At 67.9% G+C, this 18632-nt stretch carries 13 protein-coding genes and 1 tRNA gene; 10 read left to right on the top strand and 4 right to left on the bottom strand.

The features are described from left to right. Positions 1 to 58 precede the first annotated feature (58 nt). The 4 genes from serS (at position 59) to AC3WQZ_RS06520 (ending at position 3752) form a co-directional block, all read left to right on the top strand. Positions 59 to 1363: a serine--tRNA ligase gene (serS, locus tag AC3WQZ_RS06505; RefSeq protein ID WP_010812988.1), complete on the top strand. Its 1305-nt coding sequence runs from the start codon at positions 59 to 61 to the stop codon at positions 1361 to 1363. A gap of 90 nt (positions 1364 to 1453) precedes the next feature. Continuing rightward, positions 1454 to 1543 (top strand) — tRNA-Ser (locus tag AC3WQZ_RS06510). Positions 1544 to 1717: 174 nt separating this feature from the next. After that, on the top strand, positions 1718 to 2647 hold the full coding sequence (locus AC3WQZ_RS06515) for a DUF1653 domain-containing protein (protein ID WP_037023924.1): 930 nt from the start codon (positions 1718 to 1720) through the stop codon (positions 2645 to 2647). Continuing rightward, positions 2640 to 3752 (top strand): phosphatase PAP2 family protein, encoded by a 1113-nt coding sequence (locus AC3WQZ_RS06520; protein ID WP_143010659.1) that lies wholly within the window; start codon positions 2640 to 2642, stop codon positions 3750 to 3752. Before AC3WQZ_RS06515 ends, AC3WQZ_RS06520 begins: the two co-directional genes overlap by 8 nt. Here AC3WQZ_RS06520 and paeA read toward each other — a convergent pair. Together paeA and AC3WQZ_RS06530 are read right to left on the bottom strand one after the other, a co-directional pair. Further along, on the bottom strand, positions 3634 to 4953 hold the full coding sequence (gene paeA / locus AC3WQZ_RS06525) for a polyamine export protein PaeA (RefSeq protein ID WP_010812984.1): 1320 nt from the start codon (positions 4951 to 4953) through the stop codon (positions 3634 to 3636). The genes AC3WQZ_RS06520 and paeA overlap by 119 nt on opposite strands. 82 nt (positions 4954 to 5035) lie before the next feature. Beyond that, a complete protein-coding gene (locus tag AC3WQZ_RS06530; protein ID WP_010812983.1) occupies positions 5036 to 6016 on the bottom strand; it encodes a LysR substrate-binding domain-containing protein in 981 nt (326 codons plus the stop codon). A gap of 126 nt (positions 6017 to 6142) precedes the next feature. Here AC3WQZ_RS06530 and AC3WQZ_RS06535 point away from each other — a divergent pair, with 126 nt between their 5' ends. From AC3WQZ_RS06535 to AC3WQZ_RS06550, 4 genes are all read left to right on the top strand, one after another. After that, positions 6143 to 7426 carry a D-amino acid dehydrogenase gene (locus tag AC3WQZ_RS06535; RefSeq protein WP_492300236.1) on the top strand — a complete coding sequence of 428 codons (1284 nt, stop codon included), beginning with the start codon at positions 6143 to 6145 and terminating at the stop codon, positions 7424 to 7426. 121 nt (positions 7427 to 7547) lie between these two features. Then, a complete protein-coding gene (locus tag AC3WQZ_RS06540) occupies positions 7548 to 8459 on the top strand; it encodes a glutamate/aspartate ABC transporter substrate-binding protein (protein ID WP_011614688.1) in 912 nt (303 codons plus the stop codon). A 200-nt stretch (positions 8460 to 8659) separates the two neighbouring features. Next, positions 8660 to 9481, top strand: coding sequence for a transporter substrate-binding domain-containing protein (locus tag AC3WQZ_RS06545; protein WP_011614689.1), 822 nt, complete (start codon positions 8660 to 8662; stop codon positions 9479 to 9481). Between the two features lie 109 nt (positions 9482 to 9590). Next, complete coding sequence (locus AC3WQZ_RS06550) at positions 9591 to 10250, top strand: amino acid ABC transporter permease (RefSeq protein ID WP_010812979.1); 660 nt, start codon at positions 9591 to 9593, stop codon at positions 10248 to 10250. 60 nt (positions 10251 to 10310) lie between these two features. Here AC3WQZ_RS06550 and cphA (AC3WQZ_RS06555) read toward each other — a convergent pair whose 3' ends face one another. Further along, positions 10311 to 12881, bottom strand: coding sequence for a cyanophycin synthetase (cphA, locus tag AC3WQZ_RS06555; RefSeq protein WP_010812978.1), 2571 nt, complete (start codon positions 12879 to 12881; stop codon positions 10311 to 10313). 46 nt (positions 12882 to 12927) lie between these two features. Beyond that, on the bottom strand, positions 12928 to 15561 hold the full coding sequence (cphA, locus tag AC3WQZ_RS06560) for a cyanophycin synthetase (protein WP_492300197.1): 2634 nt from the start codon (positions 15559 to 15561) through the stop codon (positions 12928 to 12930). A gap of 240 nt (positions 15562 to 15801) precedes the next feature. Between cphA (AC3WQZ_RS06560) and AC3WQZ_RS06565 the strand changes: the two genes are divergently transcribed. Then, entirely contained in the window at positions 15802 to 18093 is a 2292-nt protein-coding gene (locus tag AC3WQZ_RS06565; RefSeq protein ID WP_492300199.1) for a cyanophycin metabolism-associated ABC transporter, read from the top strand. Further along, a complete protein-coding gene (locus AC3WQZ_RS06570; protein WP_010812975.1) occupies positions 18083 to 18577 on the top strand; it encodes a cyanophycin metabolism-associated DUF1854 family protein in 495 nt (164 codons plus the stop codon). The genes AC3WQZ_RS06565 and AC3WQZ_RS06570 overlap by 11 nt, the downstream gene beginning before the upstream one ends. Positions 18578 to 18632 lie beyond the last annotated feature (55 nt).

Consider the following 18632-nt stretch of genomic DNA (forward strand, 5'->3'; position numbering starts at 1 on the left):
TGCAGTAAAATGGCGGGTCCGCCGGCATGTCGCTGGCCCTGCACTTCACCAAAGCAACATGCTCGACATCCAGCTGTTCCGCAAAGACATCGACGCCGTGGCGCAACGCCTTGCCACGCGCGGCTACCAACTCGACGTTGCGGCGTTCCAGGCACTTGAGGCCGAACGCAAGCAACTGCAGACCCAGACCGAGGAACTGCAGGCGCGCCGCAACAGCCTGTCCAAGCAGATCGGCATGCTCAAGGGCAAGGGCGAGGACGCCTCGGCCGTGATGGCGGAAGTTGGCGGCATCGGCGACACGCTCAAGGCCTCGGCCGCGCGGCTGGACGAGATCCAGGCGCACCTGGCCGAGCTGATGCTGGCCATCCCCAACCTGCCGCATGAAAGCGTGCCGGTGGGCAACGACGAAACCCAGAACGTTGAAGTGCGCCGCGTGGGCGAGCCGCGCCAGTTTGACTTCGCCGTGCGCGATCACGTCGACGTGGGCGAGAAGCTGGGCCTGGACTTCGACACCGCGGTCAAGGTCACCGGTTCGCGCTTCTCGATGCTGCGCGGCGGCCTGGCGCGCATGAACCGCGCGCTGGTCCAGCTGATGCTCGACACCCATACGCAGGAACACGGCTACACCGAGATGTACGTGCCGTACATGGTCAACGCCGCCTCGATGCGCGGCACCGGCCAGCTGCCCAAGTTCGAGGAAGACCTGTTCAAGGTGCCGCGCAAGGTCGGCAGCGAAGACGGCGAGCGCATCGAGAACTTCTACCTGATCCCGACCGCCGAGGTGCCGCTGACCAATATCGTGCGCGACGCCATCGTCGCCGGCGAGAAGCTGCCGCTGCGCTTTGTCGCGCATACGCCGTGCTTTCGCTCGGAGGCCGGCTCGTATGGCAAGGACACGCGCGGCATGATTCGCCAGCACCAGTTCGACAAGGTCGAGCTGGTGCAGGTGGTGCCGGCCGCGCAGTCGTTCGAGGCGCTGGAACAACTGACCGGCCACGCCGAGGCAATCCTGAAGAAGCTGGAGCTGCCGTTCCGCACCATCGTGCTGTGCACCGGCGACATGGGCTTCGGCAGCACCAAGACCTACGACCTCGAAGTGTGGATCCCCGCGCAGAACACCTACCGCGAGATCAGCTCGTGCTCGAATATGGGCGACTTCCAGGCGCGCCGCATGCAGGCGCGCATGCGCGCGGGGCAGGGCAAGCCGGAGCTGGTGCACACCCTCAACGGCTCCGGGCTGGCCGTGGGCCGCACGCTGGTGGCGATCCTTGAGAACTACCAGAACGCAGACGGCTCGGTCACCGTGCCGGCCGCGCTGCAGCCGTACATGGGCGGCATCACCCGCCTGGAACCGGAGATGTAAAGCGAACCGAAAAAATCCGCTGCCAGCCTATTGCATCGGCTGGCCGGACATGGCTATAATTTCGGTTTCGCCACACGGCAACAAGTTACCGGAGAGGTGGCAGAGTGGTCGAATGTACCTGACTCGAAATCAGGCGTACCGGCGACGGTACCGTGGGTTCGAATCCCACCCTCTCCGCCAAAACAAGAAGCTGTCGGAATCGACCACCGGCAGGCAACAACAGTGTAGTAAAACTCAGGCCGACGCCCACGACAGTGCGCGTCGGTTTTGTTTTTTCCGCGGCCGGTTTTTCATGCGGCGGGCATGGGCCGCGGCACTGGCCCGCGTACCGGACGCGCTGCCGGGTGCACTATCATGGCGATCCGCAACGCAGGATGCCGCACCATGACACAGCCACCCGCCAGCCAACCCCCAGCACCGGCCTTCCACGGCGATCCGGCCGAACTGCCGGCCGACCCCAACCTGGTCGCCGGCATGCCGTACCGGCACTACAAGGGCGGCGCCTACACGGCAGTCGGCATCGGCCGCTTCGAGGCCGATCTCGCGCCCGTGGTGGTCTACCGCGCGATGCGCGATCCCTCATTGCTGTGGGTGCGCCGCGCCGATGTGTTCAGTGAACCGGTGGCCACGCCGCAGGGCGAGGTGCCGCGCTTTGCGCCCGCCTGGCCCGCGGCGCTGGCGTGCCTGGACTTCCTGCCGCGCCAGGCGGTGCTCGATGTGCTGGCGCTGCACGATACGCCGTACCGGCACTACCACGACAGCCGCCATATCCTGGAGATGTTCGAGACCGCCCACGCGCGCGGCATTGCGCTGGACCGCGCGCAGGCGCTGGCGGTGCTGTGCCACGACGCGGTCTATGTGGCGGGGTGCGAGCACAACGAAGCCGCCTCAGCCGCGCTGATCGAAACGGTGGCGCCCGGCGAGGACCGCGCGGTGCTGGAGCGTGCCGCGCAGATCGTGCTCGATACGCGCGGCCATGGCCCGAGCATTGCCGGCGCCGACACCGTGCTCGATCTCGACCTGCTCAGGCTGGCCGCGGCTTCGGAAATGTTCGATGCCCACAGCCTGGATGTGTTCGCCGAGAACCGCGCCATGCTGGCCGCCCGCACCGGTCTCCAGGGGGAGGCGCTGGAGACTGAATTCATGCGCCGCCGCGCGGCGTTCCTGGGCAAGCTGGCGCAGCGCCCGCGACTATTCCTGACCGACGCCTTTGCCGACTGCGAGGCGCCGGCGCGCGCCAATATCGCCCGCATCGTCGGCGCCGCGGGTGGGTCCCGTGATTGACGTGCCGGCAGGCGCGAGCGCCTTCGCAGAGGCCTGGCTCACGCCGGGCACGGCGCTCGGGCTGCTGGCGCTGTTCACGCTGGTGACGGTGCTGCTGCTGAGCCTGGTGCCGCTGCTGGTGGCGCTGTTGCGGCCGGTGGTGCGCTGGCTGGACCGGTGGCGCGTGTGGGGGGCCGGCGCACTGTCCGCGCGCGTGGCCGCACAGCCGCGCCGGCTGAGCACGCTCACGCTGCGCATGCTCGAGCGCGACATGGCCGAGCTGCTGGTGGTCCTGCTGGCCTGCGGCAGCGCCCTGTTCTGGCTGGCCGGCGAGGTCGCAGAAAGCGGGGGCGTGGTGCGCATCGACCAGATCGTGTTTGCATGGCTGCGTGCCTTGCGTACCGACTGGCTCGATATCGCAATGGTGGCAGTGACCGAACTGGGCGGCGCGCGCATTTCCCTGACGGTGGGCGTGGCGGTGTTCGCGTGGCTGTGCTGGCGGCGCGCCTGGACCGTGGCCCTGTACTGGGCCGCCGCGCTGCTGGGGGCGCGCGCCTGCGTGATGGCGCTCAAGCTGGGCATGGCGCGCATGCGCCCGGCCAGCATCTACAGCGGCCTGGAATCGTATTCCTTCCCCAGCGGGCACGCCACCAGCAGCATGGTCACCTATGGCTTCCTGGCCTTCCTGATGTGCCTGCGCCAGCCGTGGCGCGTGCGCATCCCGGTGCTGGCACTGACCGTGGTGGCGGTGGCGGCGATCGGGGTATCGCGGCTGTACCTGGGCATGCACTGGCTGTCGGATGTCGCTGCAGGCTATGCGCTGGGGCTGGCATGGATCGCGCTGCTCGGCACGGCTTACCGCACGCTGCACGTGCCGGCGCCGAAGGAATCGGTGGCGCCATGGCGGCTGGGCGCGGTGGCGGCGGCAGCGGTGGTGGTGGCGTTCAGCTATGTGGCGTGGTTCCGGCTGCCGGATACGCTGGAGCGCTACCGGCAGGCCGTCGCGCCTACGCCAGCCGTGGCGGCGCTTCGGCTTCCGGCGCCTGCGGCAGGCGCGACACCAGCAGCTGGTCGATCTTGTGATGGTCGATGTCCAGCACTTCGAAGCGATAGCCCGCCACGGTGATCGACTCGGATTTCTTCGGGATGCGCTTGAGCGAATAGATCACCAGCCCGGCCGCGGTGTCGACATAGTCCTCGCCGGGCAGGGTGTCGAGATCCAGCGCCTTCTTCAGGTCCACCAGCGGGGTGAGGCCGTCGACCAGCCAGGAGCTGTCGTCGCGCCGCACGATCTGCTCGTCCTCGCTGGAATACAGGATGTCTCCCATCAGCGCGCCGACGATATCGTCCAGCGTGACGATGCCCACCACCAGCCCGTATTCGTTCATCACCACGGCAAAGTTCTGGTGCATCTCGCGGAAGCGCGTGAGCGCCTCGGACAGGGTCAGCGTGTCGGGGATCACCAGCACGTTCTTGTCGTGGTGGCGGCCGATATTGTTGATCACGGTGGCGCTCTCGTCGGCCAGCAGCAGCTGCAGGATGTCCTTGGAATCGATATAGCCCTGCACGTCGTCGAGGTCGTGCCCGCACACCGGGTATTGCGCGTGCGGCTGGTTGACCAGCTTGCGGCGCACGCTGTCGGCGGGTTCGTCGAGACTCAGGTAGACCACGTCGTCGCGCGGCGTCATGATCGCGGTAATGCTCTTGAACTCGAGCTCGAACACGTTTTCGATCAGGTGGAGTTCATGCTTGTGCAGCACGCCGGCTTCGGCGCCGGCATCGACCATCGCGGCGATGTCCTCGGTGGTGATCTGGTCGACCGGCTTGGTCGGCAGGCGCAGCAGCCGCAGCGTGGCATCGGCGGCGGCGTTGAAGATCCAGACCAGCGGCTTGAGCACGCGCAGCAGCGTCAGCATCGGGTCGATCACCGCCACCGCGCACCGCTCGGGGAAGGTCATGGCGATGCGCTTGGGGATCAGGTCGGCAAACTGGATGAACAGCAGCGTCACGATCAGGAACGAGCCGATATTGGCCACGCGCTGGGCGTGGACCACCTGCATATAGGGCGACAGCGTTTCCAGCAGCAGGTCCGATACATGCTTCTCGCCGAGGATACCGGCCAGGATGGCCACGCTGTTGACGCCGATCTGCACGATCGTGAAGAAATTCCCGGGCTCTTCCTTGAGCCGCAGTACGCGCGTGGCGCGGCCATCGCCGCGCTCCGACAGGACTTGCAGCTTGGTGCGGCGCGCGGCGGTCAGCGCGATCTCGGAGACCGAGAAAAAGGCGCTGACAAGGACAAGGGCGATCAGGGTCAGGACGAACATAGGCGGTTTGGCGCACGCAGGTTGTGCCTGCAGGCGGCTTGATGATGGTGCACGCCGCGCGCGGCTGTCAATCGGACATCAGTCAGACATCAGGCGGACCTCGATCGCGGCTCCGGGGCGTGGCGTCAAAGCTGGCGGCTGGCGCTTCCAGCCGCTGCGGCAGCGTTGCGGCCAGTTCCGCGGCGGCCAGCGCAAACTGCGCGCGCAGGTCGTCGGCCAGGCTGGAGCCGGCGCGATGGCTGGCGCGCAGCATCTGGACCTCGAACGGCAGCACTGGCGCCACGTCGTGCAGCGCGACCCGCTCGGGGCTGGCGCTGAGCGCGGTGTACTGGTCCAGCAGGGTCACGCCCAGCCCCGCATCGACCAGGGCCAGCGCCAGCGAATAGGTCTGCACCTCCAGCGTCGAGCGCGGCTCCAGCGCGTGCCGGGCCAGGGTCTGGCGCACCAGCAGCCCGAGCGAGCTGTTGTCGTCATAGCCGATGAAGGCGCGCTCCATCAGCCGCTGCATCGGCACCACCTGGCGGCGCCCGCCGGCGGGCAGCGGCTGGCCGCGCGGCACCGCCAGCAGCATGCGGCCGCTGGCCACCGGCTCGCTGGCGATGGCCTCGTGGCCCGGCGGCGCAAAGGCAAAGCCCAGGTCGATCTGGTTGGCCAGCAGCGCCCCGACGATCTCGTCGGTATGGTGGGTCAGCACCTGCACCTGCGTGTCCGGGTGGCGCGCGCAGAAGCGCCGCACCGCCGGCACCAGCAGCGGGTTGGCCAGGCTGGGGGTGGCGGCCACGCGCAGCCGCCCGGCGCCCTTGTGGCGCAGGCTTTCCGAGACCCGGCGCACGCGCTCGATCTCGCCATATAGCCTTTCGACATCGCCATAGAGCGCATTGGCCTCGGGCGTGGCCTGCAGCCGGCCGCGCACCCGCTCGAACAGGCGAAAGCCGAGCGAGGCCTCGGCGTGCTGCAGCACGCGCGTGACCACCGGCTGGGACACGTGCAGCAGGCGCGCGGCCTCGCTGACGGTGCCGGTCAGCATCACGGCGCGGAAGACTTCGATCTGGCGCAAGCGCATGGCAATCCGGGAAGCGGGCAGGCATCCATAGCCTGATGACATATTCTGGCACGTATTCGCATTGGGCAATCCGCGCCGCCTGCACTACGCTTTGCCGGATCGGGAAAAAGCAATCAAGGGATGGCAATGCAGGTAGTGATCGTGGGCGCCGGCGTGGTCGGCATGACGACGGCGTGGCGCCTGGCCGAGGACGGCCACCAGGTGACGGTGCTGGAGCGCCACGACGGGCCGGCCGAGGAGACCAGCTTTGCCAATGGCGGGCAGCTCAGCTACAGCTATGTGGCGCCACTGGCCGGGCCGGGCGTGATGGCCAAGGTGCCGGGCTGGCTGCTGCGGCGCGATTCGCCGATGCGCTTCCGGCCCGCGGCCGACCCGGCGCAGTGGCGCTGGCTGGCAGCCTTCATGGGCGCCTGCAATGCCGCCACCAGTGAAGCCACCACGCGCAAGCTGCTGCGGCTGGGGTTCTATTCACGCGACCTGATGCAGGCGTTCGTGGCCCGGCACCAGCATGACGATGTTGGCGCCGGTTTCGATTTTGCGCGGCGCGGCAAACTGGTTGTGCACCGCGATGCGGCGGCGTTCGATGCGGCCTGCCGGCTGCTGGACTACCAAGCCAGCCTGGGTTGCGAGCAGCAGGCGCTGGACCGCGATGCCTGCGTGGCGCTGGAGCCCGCGCTGGCCGGCATCCGCAACGAGATTGCCGGCGCCATCTACACGCCGAGCGAGGAAGTGGGCGACTGCCACCGCTTCTGCCTGTCGCTGGCACGGTTGCTGCAAGACGGGGCGCACGCCGGGGTGTCGATGCGCTTCGGCACCGTCGTGCAAGAGCTGGTGCAGCAGGGTGGGCGCGTGACCGGCGTGCGGACCGCCAGCGGCGTGGTGCCGGCCGACGTAGTGATCGTGGCCGGCGGCATCGGCAGCGTGCCGCTGCTGCGCCCGCTGGGCGTGCGGCCGATGCTGTGGCCGCTCAAGGGCTACAGCATCACGGTGCCGCTGGCCAGCGGCACGCGCGCGCCGCATATCAGCGTGACGGACTTTGCCAACAAGATCGTCTACGCGCGCATCGGCAATACACTGCGGGTGGCGGGCATGGCCGACCTGGTGCGCGGCGGCACCCGCATCGACCCGGAGCGGGTCGGCACGCTGGTGGCACAGACACGCGCGCTGTTCGAGGGCATCGTGCCCGAGCTGCCGCTGGCGCAGCTGCAGCCGTGGGCCGGGCTGCGCCCGGCCACGCCGGACGGCCTGCCGCTGGTGGGGCCGTCGCGGGTGTCCGGGCTATGGCTGAACCTGGGCCATGGCGCGCTCGGTTTTACGCTGGCGATGGGCAGCGCCGGCCTGCTGGCCGACCGGCTGGCAGGGCGCCGTCCGGCCATCGAAGCAGAGGATTTTGATGCTGCGTGCGCCTAACGTCCTGTCCCGCTAGCGCCGCAGGCAAGTGTTGGTTCATGCCGTACCCGTGCGTCCGCAAGCCACGACGCCGTCCACGAAACATGCCTCAATGACCAAGCCCCACTACAAGGAGCGCCACATGCAATCACTGCACCCCCACCGATCCGCCACCCGCCGCGCGCTTGCGGCCGCCACGCTGCTGCTGGCCGCCGGCGCCGCCCATGCCGCCGATGGCGACACGCTGAAGAAGATCAAGGACAGCGGCGTGATCTCGCTTGGCTATCGCGAATCGTCGATCCCGTTCTCATACACCGACGGCAAGGAGGTCATGGGCTATTCGCACGAGATCCTGCTGCAGATTGTCGACAAGGTGAAGAGCGAACTGAAGATGCCCGGCCTGCAGATGCGCCTGACCCCGATCACCTCGCAGAACCGCATCCCGCTGGTGCAGAACGGCACCATCGACATCGAATGCGGCAGCACCACCAACAACCTGGAGCGCCAGAAGCAGGTGGCGTTCTCCAACAGCATGTTCGTCTACGGCATCAAGATGCTGACCAGGAAGGATTCGGGCGTGAAGGAGTTCACCGACCTGAAGGACCGCAATGTGGTCACCACCGCCGGCACCACCGGCGAGCGCCTGCTGGTCAAGATGAACGGCGAGAAGGCCATGAACATGAACCTGATCAGCACCAAGGACCACGGCCAGTCCTTCCTGATCCTGGAGACCGGCCGCGCCGCTGCCTTCGTCATGGACGAGCCGCTGCTGTACGGCGAGCGCACCAAGGCCAAGAGCGCGGCCGACTGGGTGGTGGTCGGCGCGCCGCTGCAGACCGAGAACTACGCCTGCATGTTCCGCAAGGACGATCCCTCGTTCAAGAAGCTGGCCGACGGCGTGATCGCAGACCTGCAGACCAGCGGCCGTGCCGAGAAGCTGTACAACAAGTGGTTCATGTCGCCGATCCCGCCGCGCGGCATCAACATGAACTACCCGCTCTCGGCCGACATGAAGGCGCTGTTCGCGGCGCCCAACGACAAGGCCTACCAGTAAGGGCAGGGCGCCACGGCCGGGCCGTATCAGGTCCGGCGGTTATTTAGCCATAATGAATCAGTATTTAGCGCTCGATAGTGTTTGCGGTAGTGTTGAGCCCGATATAGGCTCATAGCAGCACAACTGGCCGGCGGCCCTCACAAGCGGCCTCCGGCGCTGTCTGTCCCCCACACTGCTTATCCGCATCCACTGGAGAACATATGCGATCGATTCGTACTGGCTGGCTCAAATCCCTGCTGGCTGCCTCGCTGCTTGCCGGCGCCGGGCTGGCGTCCACCGCGGCGCAGGCCGCCGACCTGCTCGATACCGTCAAGCAGGCCGGCGTGCTAAAGATCGGCCTGGAGGGCACGTATCCGCCGTTCGGCTTCCGCGGCGCGAAGAACGAGCTGGAAGGGTTTGACGTGGACGTGGCGCGTGCGGTGGCGGGCAAGCTGGGGGTGAAGCCGGAGTTCGTCACCACCGAGTGGAGCGGCATCATTGCCGGCCTGCAGGCGGGCAAGTTCGACGTGATCGTCAACCAGGTCAACGTCACGCCTCAGCGCCAGCAAGTGCTGGACTTCTCCACGCCCTACGTCTACTCGGATGCGCAGCTGATCCAGCGCAAGGACGACAAGCGCCAGTTCAAGTCGCTGGAAGACCTGAAGGGCCACAAGCTCGGCGTCAGCCTGGGCAGCAATTTCAACGACCTGGCCAAGTCGGTGCCGGGCATCGACGTCAAGACCTATCCCGGCGCGCCTGAGTACCTGCGCGACCTCGCGGCACAGCGCGTCGACGCCGCGCTGAACGACCGGCTGATGGTCGCCTACCTGGTCAAGACCGCCAACCTGCCGCTGCGGCCGGGCGCGATCGTGGCGGGTGCCACCACGCAGGTGGCCATCCCGTTCCGCAAGGACAACCCCAAGTTCGCGCAGGCCATCAACCACGCGCTGGATGACCTGGGCAAGGACGGCACGCTTGGCAAGCTCTCGGTGAAGTGGTTCGGCACCGACGTGACCAGGCCCGCCGGTAAGCCAATCAAGTAAGCCAGTCAGGTAAGCCGGCCAGCAAGCCGGGCGGTATCATGTCGCGGCGCCGCGGTCTGCATGGCTGCCGCGCCGTTTTCTTTTTCATTCTTCTGCCGCCGCCACGCCCATGTCCGCTCTCCAGCTTGTCACCGATTCCCTGCCAGTGCTGCTGCAGGGCACGCTGCTGACCATCAAGTTCGCGTTGTGGTCGATGGTGTTCGGGCTGATGCTGGGCACGGTGGTGGCGCTGATGGGCATCAGCCATAGCCGTGTGCTCAAGGCGGCGGCGCGCACCTACGTCAGCATCATGCGCGGCACGCCGCTGCTGGTGCAGATCTTTGTCGTCTACTACGGGCTGCCGGGCATCGGCATCGCGCTGGAGCCCACGCCCGCGGGCGTGCTGACGCTGAGCCTGAACGTCGGCGCCTACCTGTCCGAGAGCATGCGCGGGGCCATCCTGGGCGTGTCGCGCGGCCAATGGCTGGCAGCCTACAGCCTGGGCCTGACGCCGGCGCAGGCACTGCGCTACGTGATCGGCCCGCAGGCGCTGCGGCTGGCGGTGCCAAGCCTGTCCAACAGCCTGATCAGCCTGATCAAGGACACCTCGCTGGTATCGGTCATCACTGTGACCGAGCTGCTGCGCACGGCGCAGGAGGTGATCGCGGCCACCTACCAGCCGCTGCCTCTGTACCTGGCGGTGGCGGCGATCTACTGGGTGCTGAGCACGGGGCTGTCGGGGGTGCAGCATATGCTGGAGCGGCGCTTGTCGCTGCCCGGGCGCCACTGATCGGCGCGCAAAGAAAAAGGCCAGCTCTGCGGAGCTGGCCTTTTTTTATCGCCGGGCCGGTCAGCCCTGCGCGATGCGGCTGGCGATATGCCCCAGCGCCTCTTCCACCTGGTCCACCAGGACCAGGCACAGGTCGCCCGGCTGCAGGTGCGACAGCGCGGTATCGATGGCGAGGAACTCGCCACGGATCTCCTCGACCTGGCCGGCGCGTTGCGCGCCCTGCAGGCCTTCGCGCAGCAGCGCCAGCACCTCGCCGTCGGCGCGGCCGCGCTGGCACTGGTCCTGGTACAGGATGACTTCATCGAACACGCCGCCCAGGATCTGGGTCTGGCGGCGGATGTCGTCGTCGCGGCGGTCGCCCGCGCCGCTGATCACCACCATGCGCCGCTTGGCCGGGATGGTCTCGACAGCGTTGCACAGCGCCAGGATGGCATCCGGGTTGTGGCCGTAGTCGGCGATCAGCGTGGCGCCGCGGTAGTCGAACACGTTGAAGCGTCCCGGGGCGGTCTGCGCGTCGTTGACGAAGGTGGCCAGGCCGCGGCGGATGGTCGGCCAGTCGATGCCCAGCGCCCACGCGGCGGCGATCGACGACATCGCGTTATCGACCTGGAAGCCGATGGTGCCGTTGCGCGTCAGCGGGATCTCGGCTACCGCGATGCGCACTTCAGTATCGCCTTCGGACGCCACGATGTCGGCGCCGTCCACGAACACCACGCGCTTGCCCTGCGCGCGGTGCGTGGCCATGGCCGGCTGGTTGGGATCGTGGGCGAAGAAGGTGACGCTGCCGGGGCAGGCGTCGGCCATGCGCACCACCATCGGGTCGGCTGCGTTCAGGACCGCCATGCCGTGCGGCGCGACGTTCTGCACGATCACGCTCTTGAGCACCGCCAGGTCTTCCACCGAGTTGATGTAGGACAGGCCCAGGTGGTCGCCTTCGCCCACGTTGGTCACCACCGCCACGTCGCAGCGGTCGAAGGCCAGGCCTTCGCGCAGCAGGCCGCCGCGCGCGGTTTCAAACACGGCGGCGTCCACGTCCGGGTGCAGCAGCACGTTGCGCGCGCTGCGCGGGCCGCTGCAGTCGCCGGTGTCGATGCGCTCGCCCTGGATATACACGCCGTCGGTGCCGGTCATGCCCATGCGCAGGCCGCTGGTGGCCATGATATGGGTGATCAGCCGGACCGTGGTGGTCTTGCCGTTGGTGCCGGACACGGCCACCACCGGGATGCGGCCATCGTCGCCATCGGAGAACATGGTCGAGACAATGGCTTCACCGACCGCGCGGCCCTTGCCGTACGACGGCTGCAGGTGCATGCGCAGGCCCGGCGCGGCGTTGACCTCGACGATGCCGCCGGCCTGTTCCTCGAACGGCTTGAGCATGGTCTCGCACACGGCGTCGACGCCGGCGATGTCCAGGCCCACCATCTGCGCCGCCGCCACGGCACGCGCGGCGATGTCCGGGTGGACGTCATCGGTGACGTCGGTGGCGCTGCCGCCGGTGGACAGGTTGGCGTTGTTGCGCAACACCACGCGCGTGCCGTTGGCCGGCACGGAATCGGCGGTCAGGTTCTGCTTGGCCAGCGTGGCCAGCGCGATGTCGTCAAAGCGGATCTTGGTCAACGAGGTCGCATGGCCTTCACCGCGGCGCGGGTCGCGGTTCACTTCCTCGACCAGCTGGCGCACGGTATGCACGCCGTCGCCGATGACCTGCGGCGGGTCGCGGCGCGCGGCCGCCACCAGCTGCTTGCCGACCACCAGCAGGCGGAAGTCATGGCCCGGGATATAGCGCTCGACGATTACGTCCGAGCTGATGTCCGAGGCGACCTCGTAGGCCGTCATCACTTCCTCGCGGGTGCGGATGCGCACCGCCACACCCTTGCCCTGGTTGCCGTCGCGCGGCTTGACCACCACCGGGGCGTCGATTTCCTGCGCTGCGGCCCAGGCCTCTTCGGCGCTGCGCACCGAGCGGCCCAGCGGCACCGGCACGCCGGCGGCGTGCAGCAGGGTCTTGGTCAGGTCCTTGTCCTGCGCGATCGATTCGGCCACGGCGCTGGTGCGGTCGGTCTCTGCGGCCTGGATACGGCGCTGCTTGCTGCCCCAGCCGAACTGCACCATCGAGCCCTGCGTCAGGCGCCGGTAGGGGATGCCGCGCGCCACGGCGGCGTAGACGATGGAGCCGGTGCTGGGCCCCAGGCGCACGTCCTCGTCCAGCTCGCGCAGGCGGTGCAGCGCGTCTGCCAGGTCGAACGGGGTGTCGTTGCGCGCGGCGCGGCACAGGGCCTCGGCCAGCTCGAACGCAAGCCGGCCGACTTCTTCCTCGCTGTATTGCACGATCACCTGGTAGGTGCCGGGCTCGACCGTCTGCGCGGTGCGGCTGAAGGTGACCGGGCAGCCGGCGGCGGCCTGCAGGCGCAGCGCCGTTACTTCCAGCACGTGGGCCAGCGACAGCTCGCCCGATTCCTCGTCCGGGCGCAGCGGCCCGATCTCAGGGAAACGGGCGCGCAGCCGGTCTTCAAAACCGGGCAGGGCCGACAGCATGTTGGTGGCATCCTGGCAGGCCACGATCGCCTCGATGGCGGTGTGGCGGCACCACAGGTTCGGGCCCCGCAGGGCCCGGATACGTGAGACTTCCATAGAACGGTTTCCGTGTCTTCTATGCGCGGTTGAGCTTGGGGCCGCGTCAGGCGCGGCGCGCAGGCTGGCCCATCCAGTGGTGCACCAGGTCGACGGTGGCGCCGGTGGCGGCCTCGTCGCACTGCAGTACCAGCAGGTCGCCCGGCACCAGCTGGCTGAGCGCGGTTTCAATGGCGCTGGCGCGCGTGCCTTCGTCGATGATCTTGGTCACGCGCCGGCCTTCGTACAGGCCCTGCTTGAGCAGCGCGCGCGCCTCGGCATCGGGCAGGGCGCGCTTGACGCTGCGGTCCTCGCACAGGAAGACGCGGTCGAAATGCTGCCCCAGCGCCATGCCCTGGCGCACCAGGTCTTCGTCGCGGCGCTGCACGCCGGCGCCGTAGACCACCATGCGGCGCTCGGCCGGGAAGCGCTCCAGCGCGGTCGCCAGGGCTTCCAGCGCGGGCGCGTTGTGGGCGTCGTCGACCACCACGGTGGCGCCGTTGCGCTCGAACAGCGTGAAGCGGCCCGGCACGTCGACCTGGCCGACATCGAAGGTCACCACGCCGGCGCGGATCAGGTCGTTGGAAATGCCCAGCGCCCAGCCCGCGGCCACGGCCGCCAGCACGTTCTCGACCTGGAACGCGACGCGCCCGGCATAGGTCAGCGGCACCGCGGCCACGTCCACCAGCGCGGTTTCGCTGCTGCCGGTGGCCAGCACGATCTTGCCTTCGCGCAGGTACACCGCGCGCTTGCCGGCGGCGCGGTGCGACACGATCGCGGGCAACTCCGGCGTCAGGCCGAAGAAGATCACGTCGCCGTCGCACAGCCCGGCCATCTCCACCAGGCGTTCGTCGCGCGCGTTGAGCACGGCCGCGCCGGTCTCCAGCACCACGTCGACCTGCGTGCGCAGCACGTTGTACATGCGGTCCTCGTCCTCGACGTAGTAGTCGCCGAGGTGGTCGGGCTGGTCGAAATTGGTGACCACGCCGACCTGGCAGCGGTCATAGGCCAGGCCTTCGGAGAGGATGCTGCCGCTGTCGTTCTCGAACACGGCGGCCTCGACCGCGCGGTTCATCAGGATGCGATGGCCCGATTCCCAGTTGGCGCGGTCGCCGCTTTCCACCTGGCGGCGGTCCAGGAACAGCCCGTCGCTGCAGGCCAGGCCGGTATGCTTGCCCGACAGCTGCAGCAGGCGCGCCACCAGGCGCGCGACCACGGTCTTGCCGTTGGTGCCGGTCACGCCCACCACCGGGATGCGGCCCTGGTCGTCATCGGACTCAGGGAACAGGTGGTTGACAATGGCGCGGCCGACCGGGCGCGGCGTGCCTTCGGCCGGCTTGATATGCATCAGCAGGCCGGGGCCGGCGTTGACCTCGACGATGGCGCCGCGCTGCTCGGCCAGCGGGCGCGAGATGTCCTCGGCCACCAGGTCCACGCCGGCGATGTCCAGCCCGACCACGCGCGCGGCCAGCGCCGCATGCGCGGCGACGCTCGGGTGCACACGGTCGGTGACGTCGAAGGCGACATTGCCGTTGCGCTGGATCAGCACGGTGCGGCCTTCGGGCGGTACCGAGCTGGCGTCCATGCCCTGGCGCTTCAGTTCCAGGCGCGCGGCCGAGTCCAGCCGCACACGGTTCAGCGGATGATCCTCGGTGGTGCCGCGGCGCGGATCGGAATTGATCTGCAGCTCGATCAGCTCGTCGATGGTGGACTTGCCGTCGCCGACCACGCTCGCGGTCTCGCCCATGGCGGCGGCCACCAGGCGGCCGCCCACCACCAGCAGGCGGTGCTCGTTGCCGGGGATGAAGCGTTCGACGATGACGCCGTTGCCTTCGTCGATGGCCACGCCGTAGGCGGTCTCGACTTCCTCGCGGGTCATCAGGTTGGTGAACACACCGCGGCCGTGGTTGCCGTCATAGGGCTTGACCACCACCGGCACGCCGATGTCCTCGGCGGCGTCCCAGGCGTCTGCCGGGGAATCGACCATGCGGCCCTCGGGGACCGGCACGCCGCAGGACTCCAGCAGGCTCTTGGTCAGGTCCTTGTCGCGCGAAATGCTTTCGCCGATGGCGCTGGTGCGGTCGGTCTCGGCGGTCCAGATGCGGCGCTGGCGCGCGCCGTAGCCCAGCTGCACCAGGTTGCCGTCCGACAGGCGGATCGCCGGGATGTCGCGGTCGTCCGCGGCATCGACGATGCAGGCGGTGCTGGGGCCCAGGCAATGCTCGTCCACCAGGCGGCGCAGGTTGTCCACGGCGGCGGGGACGTCGAAGGGACGGTCCTCGATCGCGGCCATGACCAGGTCGCGGGCGGTGAACAGGGCGACGCGGGTGACTTGCTCGTGCCAGGCGCGCACGATCACCTTGTAGACGCCGCGCACCGGGGTCTCGCGCGCCTTGCCGAAGCCGCCGGGCATGCCCGCCAGGTTCTGCAGCTCAAGCGTCACGTGTTCCAGGATATGGCCGGGCCAGGTGCCGTCCTTCACGCGCTGCAGGAAGCCGCCGCGCTCGCCGATACTGCAGCGATGCTCGATCAGCGACGGCAGCCAGGCCGACAGGCGCTCGTGGAACCCCGGAATCGTGTTGGAGGGAAAGTCCTCCAGTTCCCCGATATCGACCCATGCCTCCAGTACGGGCCGATATGTCCACATATTCGGGCCGCGCAGCGACATGACATCGAAAATCTCAATGTCCTTCTTTTTCATTGAATTAGCTTGAGGCAGTGGGCGGAACCGCCCGAGAAATGGAAGCCTAACCTTTCAGTAACGTTACAGCACAGAGCGGGTTGACTTTCTTCGTGTAAAAGTGATTGTGCAGTGCATCAGGAGTACCCGCGCGTTCGTCGTTATGTATACTGCGGGCGAATTCGCGGGCCGCCAGAGCGTGCCCGGCCTAAATTTGTTTCAAGTTATGTCCGTACCCCCTGGACGCACGCCGCGCCATCCATGACCCAGTCCTCCCTGCCTGTCCCTACCGCCCCTGCTGCCGACGAGCCCTGGCGTACCGAATCCGGATCGTGGCTCCGACCCGGCGAGACCGTCCTGGCCGGACTGGCTCTGGACCTCGACGCGAAGCTGCATTTTACCCAAGGGTGGCTGGTTGTGACCGACCAGCGCATCGTTGCCCGGGCTCCCGGTGAAAAAAATGTGCGGGAATGGAGCATCGGGACCTCCCTGCGCCTGTCGCACACCGACCACGCGGGCGTGGGCGCGCTGGAACTGAGCGGTCCAGAAGGCCGGCTGGCGAGCTGGCGATACACGCTTGGTTACAATCCGGCCGCGCTGCGGCTGGCCGACCAGTTCGAATTCCAGCGCGATGCCGCCGGCGCGCGCCCGGCGGGCGGGGCGGGCGAAGTGCTGTGCCCGACCTGCAAGGCGCCGCTGCCGCCGGACGAGGAACAGTGCCCCCAATGCAGCCGGGAGCTGGAAACCCCGCCGTCGACCTGGGCGCTGCTGCGCCTGTGGCGCTTTGCCCGGCCGTACCAGTGGCAGCTGCTGGCGGGCTTCCTGCTGACGCTGCTGTCCACCGCGGCCACGCTGGTGCCGCCGTACCTGACCATGCCGCTGATGGACAAGGTGCTGATCCCGTTCCAGAACGGGGTGCCGATCGACTACGGGCTGGTGCGTCTGTACCTCGCGGGATTGCTGGGGGCGGCGCTGGTGGCCTGGTCGCTGGGGTGGGCGCGCACTTACCTGCTCGCGCGCGTATCGGAGCGTATCGGCGCCGATCTGCGCACTACTACGTACGAACATCTGCTAAAGCTGTCGCTGGAATACTTCGGCGGCAAGCGCACCGGCGATCTGATGGCGCGCATCGGCTCGGAAAGCGACCGCATCTGCGTCTTCCTGTCGCTGCACCTGCTGGACTTTGCCACCGACGTGCTGATGATCCTCATGACGGCGGTGATCCTGGTGTCGATCAACCCGTGGCTGGCATTGGTCACGCTGGTGCCGCTGCCGTTCATCGCCTGGATGATCCACCTGGTGCGCGACCGCCTGCGCCACGGCTTCGAGAAGATCGACCGGATCTGGTCCGAGATCACCAATGTGCTGGCCGATACCATCCCCGGCATCCGCGTGGTCAAGGCCTTTGCCCAGGAAAAGCGTGAGGTGTCGCGCTTCCGCGAGGCCAACAAGCACAACCTGGCGATCAACGACCGCGTCAACGCGGTATGGTCGCTGTTCACGCCGACGGTGACCCTGCTGACCGAGATCGGCCTGCTGATCGTGTGGGTGTTCGGCATCTGGCAGGTGTCGCACAGCGCCATCACGGTGGGTGTGCTGGTGGCGTTCCTGACCTATATCAGCCGCTTCTATACCCGGCTGGATTCGATGAGCCGGATCGTCTCGGTGACGCAGAAGGCCGCTGCCGGCGCCAAGCGCATCTTCGACATCCTCGACCATGTGTCGAGCGTGCCGGAGCCGGTGCGCCCGGCGAAGCTGGACAAGGTCGAAGGCGCCATCGACATGAGCGACCTGGGCTTCCGCTACGGCAACCGCGCGGTGATCCGCGGGCTGAACCTGTCGATCGAGCCGGGCGAGATGATTGGCCTGGTGGGGCACAGCGGCTCGGGCAAGAGCACGCTGGTCAACCTGATCTGCCGTTTCTACGATGTTTCCGAGGGCGCGATCCGCGTCGACGGCGTCGATATCCGCTCGCTGCCGGTGTCGGAGTACCGCCGCCATATCGGCCTGGTGCTGCAGGAGCCGTTCCTGTTCTTCGGCACGATTGCCGACAATATTGCCTACGGCAAGCCCGACGCCACGCGCGAGGAGATCATCGCCGCCGCGCGCGCCGCGCATGCGCACGAGTTCATCCTGCGCCTGCCGCACGGCTATGACTCGCTGGTCGGTGAGCGTGGCCAGGCGCTGTCAGGCGGCGAGCGCCAGCGCATCTCGATCGCGCGCGCGCTGCTGATCAACCCGCGCATCCTGATCATGGACGAGGCCACCTCGTCGGTCGACACCGCCACCGAGAAGGAAATCCAGAAGGCGCTCGACAACCTGGTGCAGGGCCGCACCACCATCGCCATCGCGCACCGCCTGTCGACACTGCGCAAGGCCGACCGGCTGGTGGTGATGGACCGCGGCCAGATCGTCGAAGTCGGCAGCCATGATGAGCTGCTGTTGCGCGAAGGCGCATACTACAAGCTGTACCAGGCGCAGGCGCGCAATGTCGACACCGAGGACGGCGAAGACGAAGCGATCGAAACGCCGGAGGCCGCCAATGCCCAATGACGTTCCCGCCACCACGCCGACACCCATGTTTACGCTAGATCGCAATCGTTTTGGCCGCCTGGTCCTGATCGCCGAAGACGGCACCGTCCACGAAGGCGTGGTGCCGGTGCGCGCCTTCCCGATTTCCGCGCCACAGGGCGGCATCGGCCTGATGAGCACCGACGGGCATGAGGTGGTGTGGATTCCGCGGCTGGAGGATGTGCCGCAGGCAGAGCGCGACATGATCGAAGCGGAACTCGCCTCGCGCGAGTTCATGCCGGAGATCCAGCGTATCGTCAGCGTGTCGACCTACGCCACGCCCAGCGTGTGGACGGTGCAAACCGATCGCGGCAAGACCGAGCTGGTGCTGCGCGGCGAAGAGGCAATCCGGCGCCTGGCCGGCAGCACGCTGCTGATATCGGACACGCACGGCATCCACTACCTGATCCGCGACCTGACGGCGCTGGACAAGCACAGCCGCAAGATCCTCGACCGCTTCCTCTGAGGCGTCGCTGGCGACGCCGAGACCCGGGCCGGCGCGCTGCCGGCCGGGTTCCTGA

This window comes from Cupriavidus sp. FW305-26 (assembly GCF_058787975.1).

Excerpts from the sequence above, each read along its gene's own strand:
- serS (WP_010812988.1), top strand. The coding sequence starts at position 59 with ATGCTCGACATCCAGCTGTTCCGCAAAGACATCGACGCCGTGGCGCAA.
- AC3WQZ_RS06515 (WP_037023924.1), top strand. The coding sequence starts at position 1,718 with ATGGCGATCCGCAACGCAGGATGCCGCACCATGACACAGCCACCCGCC.
- paeA (WP_010812984.1), bottom strand. The coding sequence starts at position 4,953 with ATGTTCGTCCTGACCCTGATCGCCCTTGTCCTTGTCAGCGCCTTTTTC.
- AC3WQZ_RS06530 (WP_010812983.1), bottom strand. The coding sequence starts at position 6,016 with ATGCGCTTGCGCCAGATCGAAGTCTTCCGCGCCGTGATGCTGACCGGC.
- AC3WQZ_RS06535 (WP_492300236.1), top strand. The coding sequence starts at position 6,143 with ATGCAGGTAGTGATCGTGGGCGCCGGCGTGGTCGGCATGACGACGGCG.
- AC3WQZ_RS06540 (WP_011614688.1), top strand. The coding sequence starts at position 7,548 with ATGCAATCACTGCACCCCCACCGATCCGCCACCCGCCGCGCGCTTGCG.
- AC3WQZ_RS06545 (WP_011614689.1), top strand. The coding sequence starts at position 8,660 with ATGCGATCGATTCGTACTGGCTGGCTCAAATCCCTGCTGGCTGCCTCG.
- AC3WQZ_RS06550 (WP_010812979.1), top strand. The coding sequence starts at position 9,591 with ATGTCCGCTCTCCAGCTTGTCACCGATTCCCTGCCAGTGCTGCTGCAG.
- cphA (WP_010812978.1), bottom strand. The coding sequence starts at position 12,881 with ATGGAAGTCTCACGTATCCGGGCCCTGCGGGGCCCGAACCTGTGGTGC.
- cphA (WP_492300197.1), bottom strand. The coding sequence starts at position 15,561 with ATGAAAAAGAAGGACATTGAGATTTTCGATGTCATGTCGCTGCGCGGC.
- AC3WQZ_RS06565 (WP_492300199.1), top strand. The coding sequence starts at position 15,802 with ATGACCCAGTCCTCCCTGCCTGTCCCTACCGCCCCTGCTGCCGACGAG.
- AC3WQZ_RS06570 (WP_010812975.1), top strand. The coding sequence starts at position 18,083 with ATGCCCAATGACGTTCCCGCCACCACGCCGACACCCATGTTTACGCTA.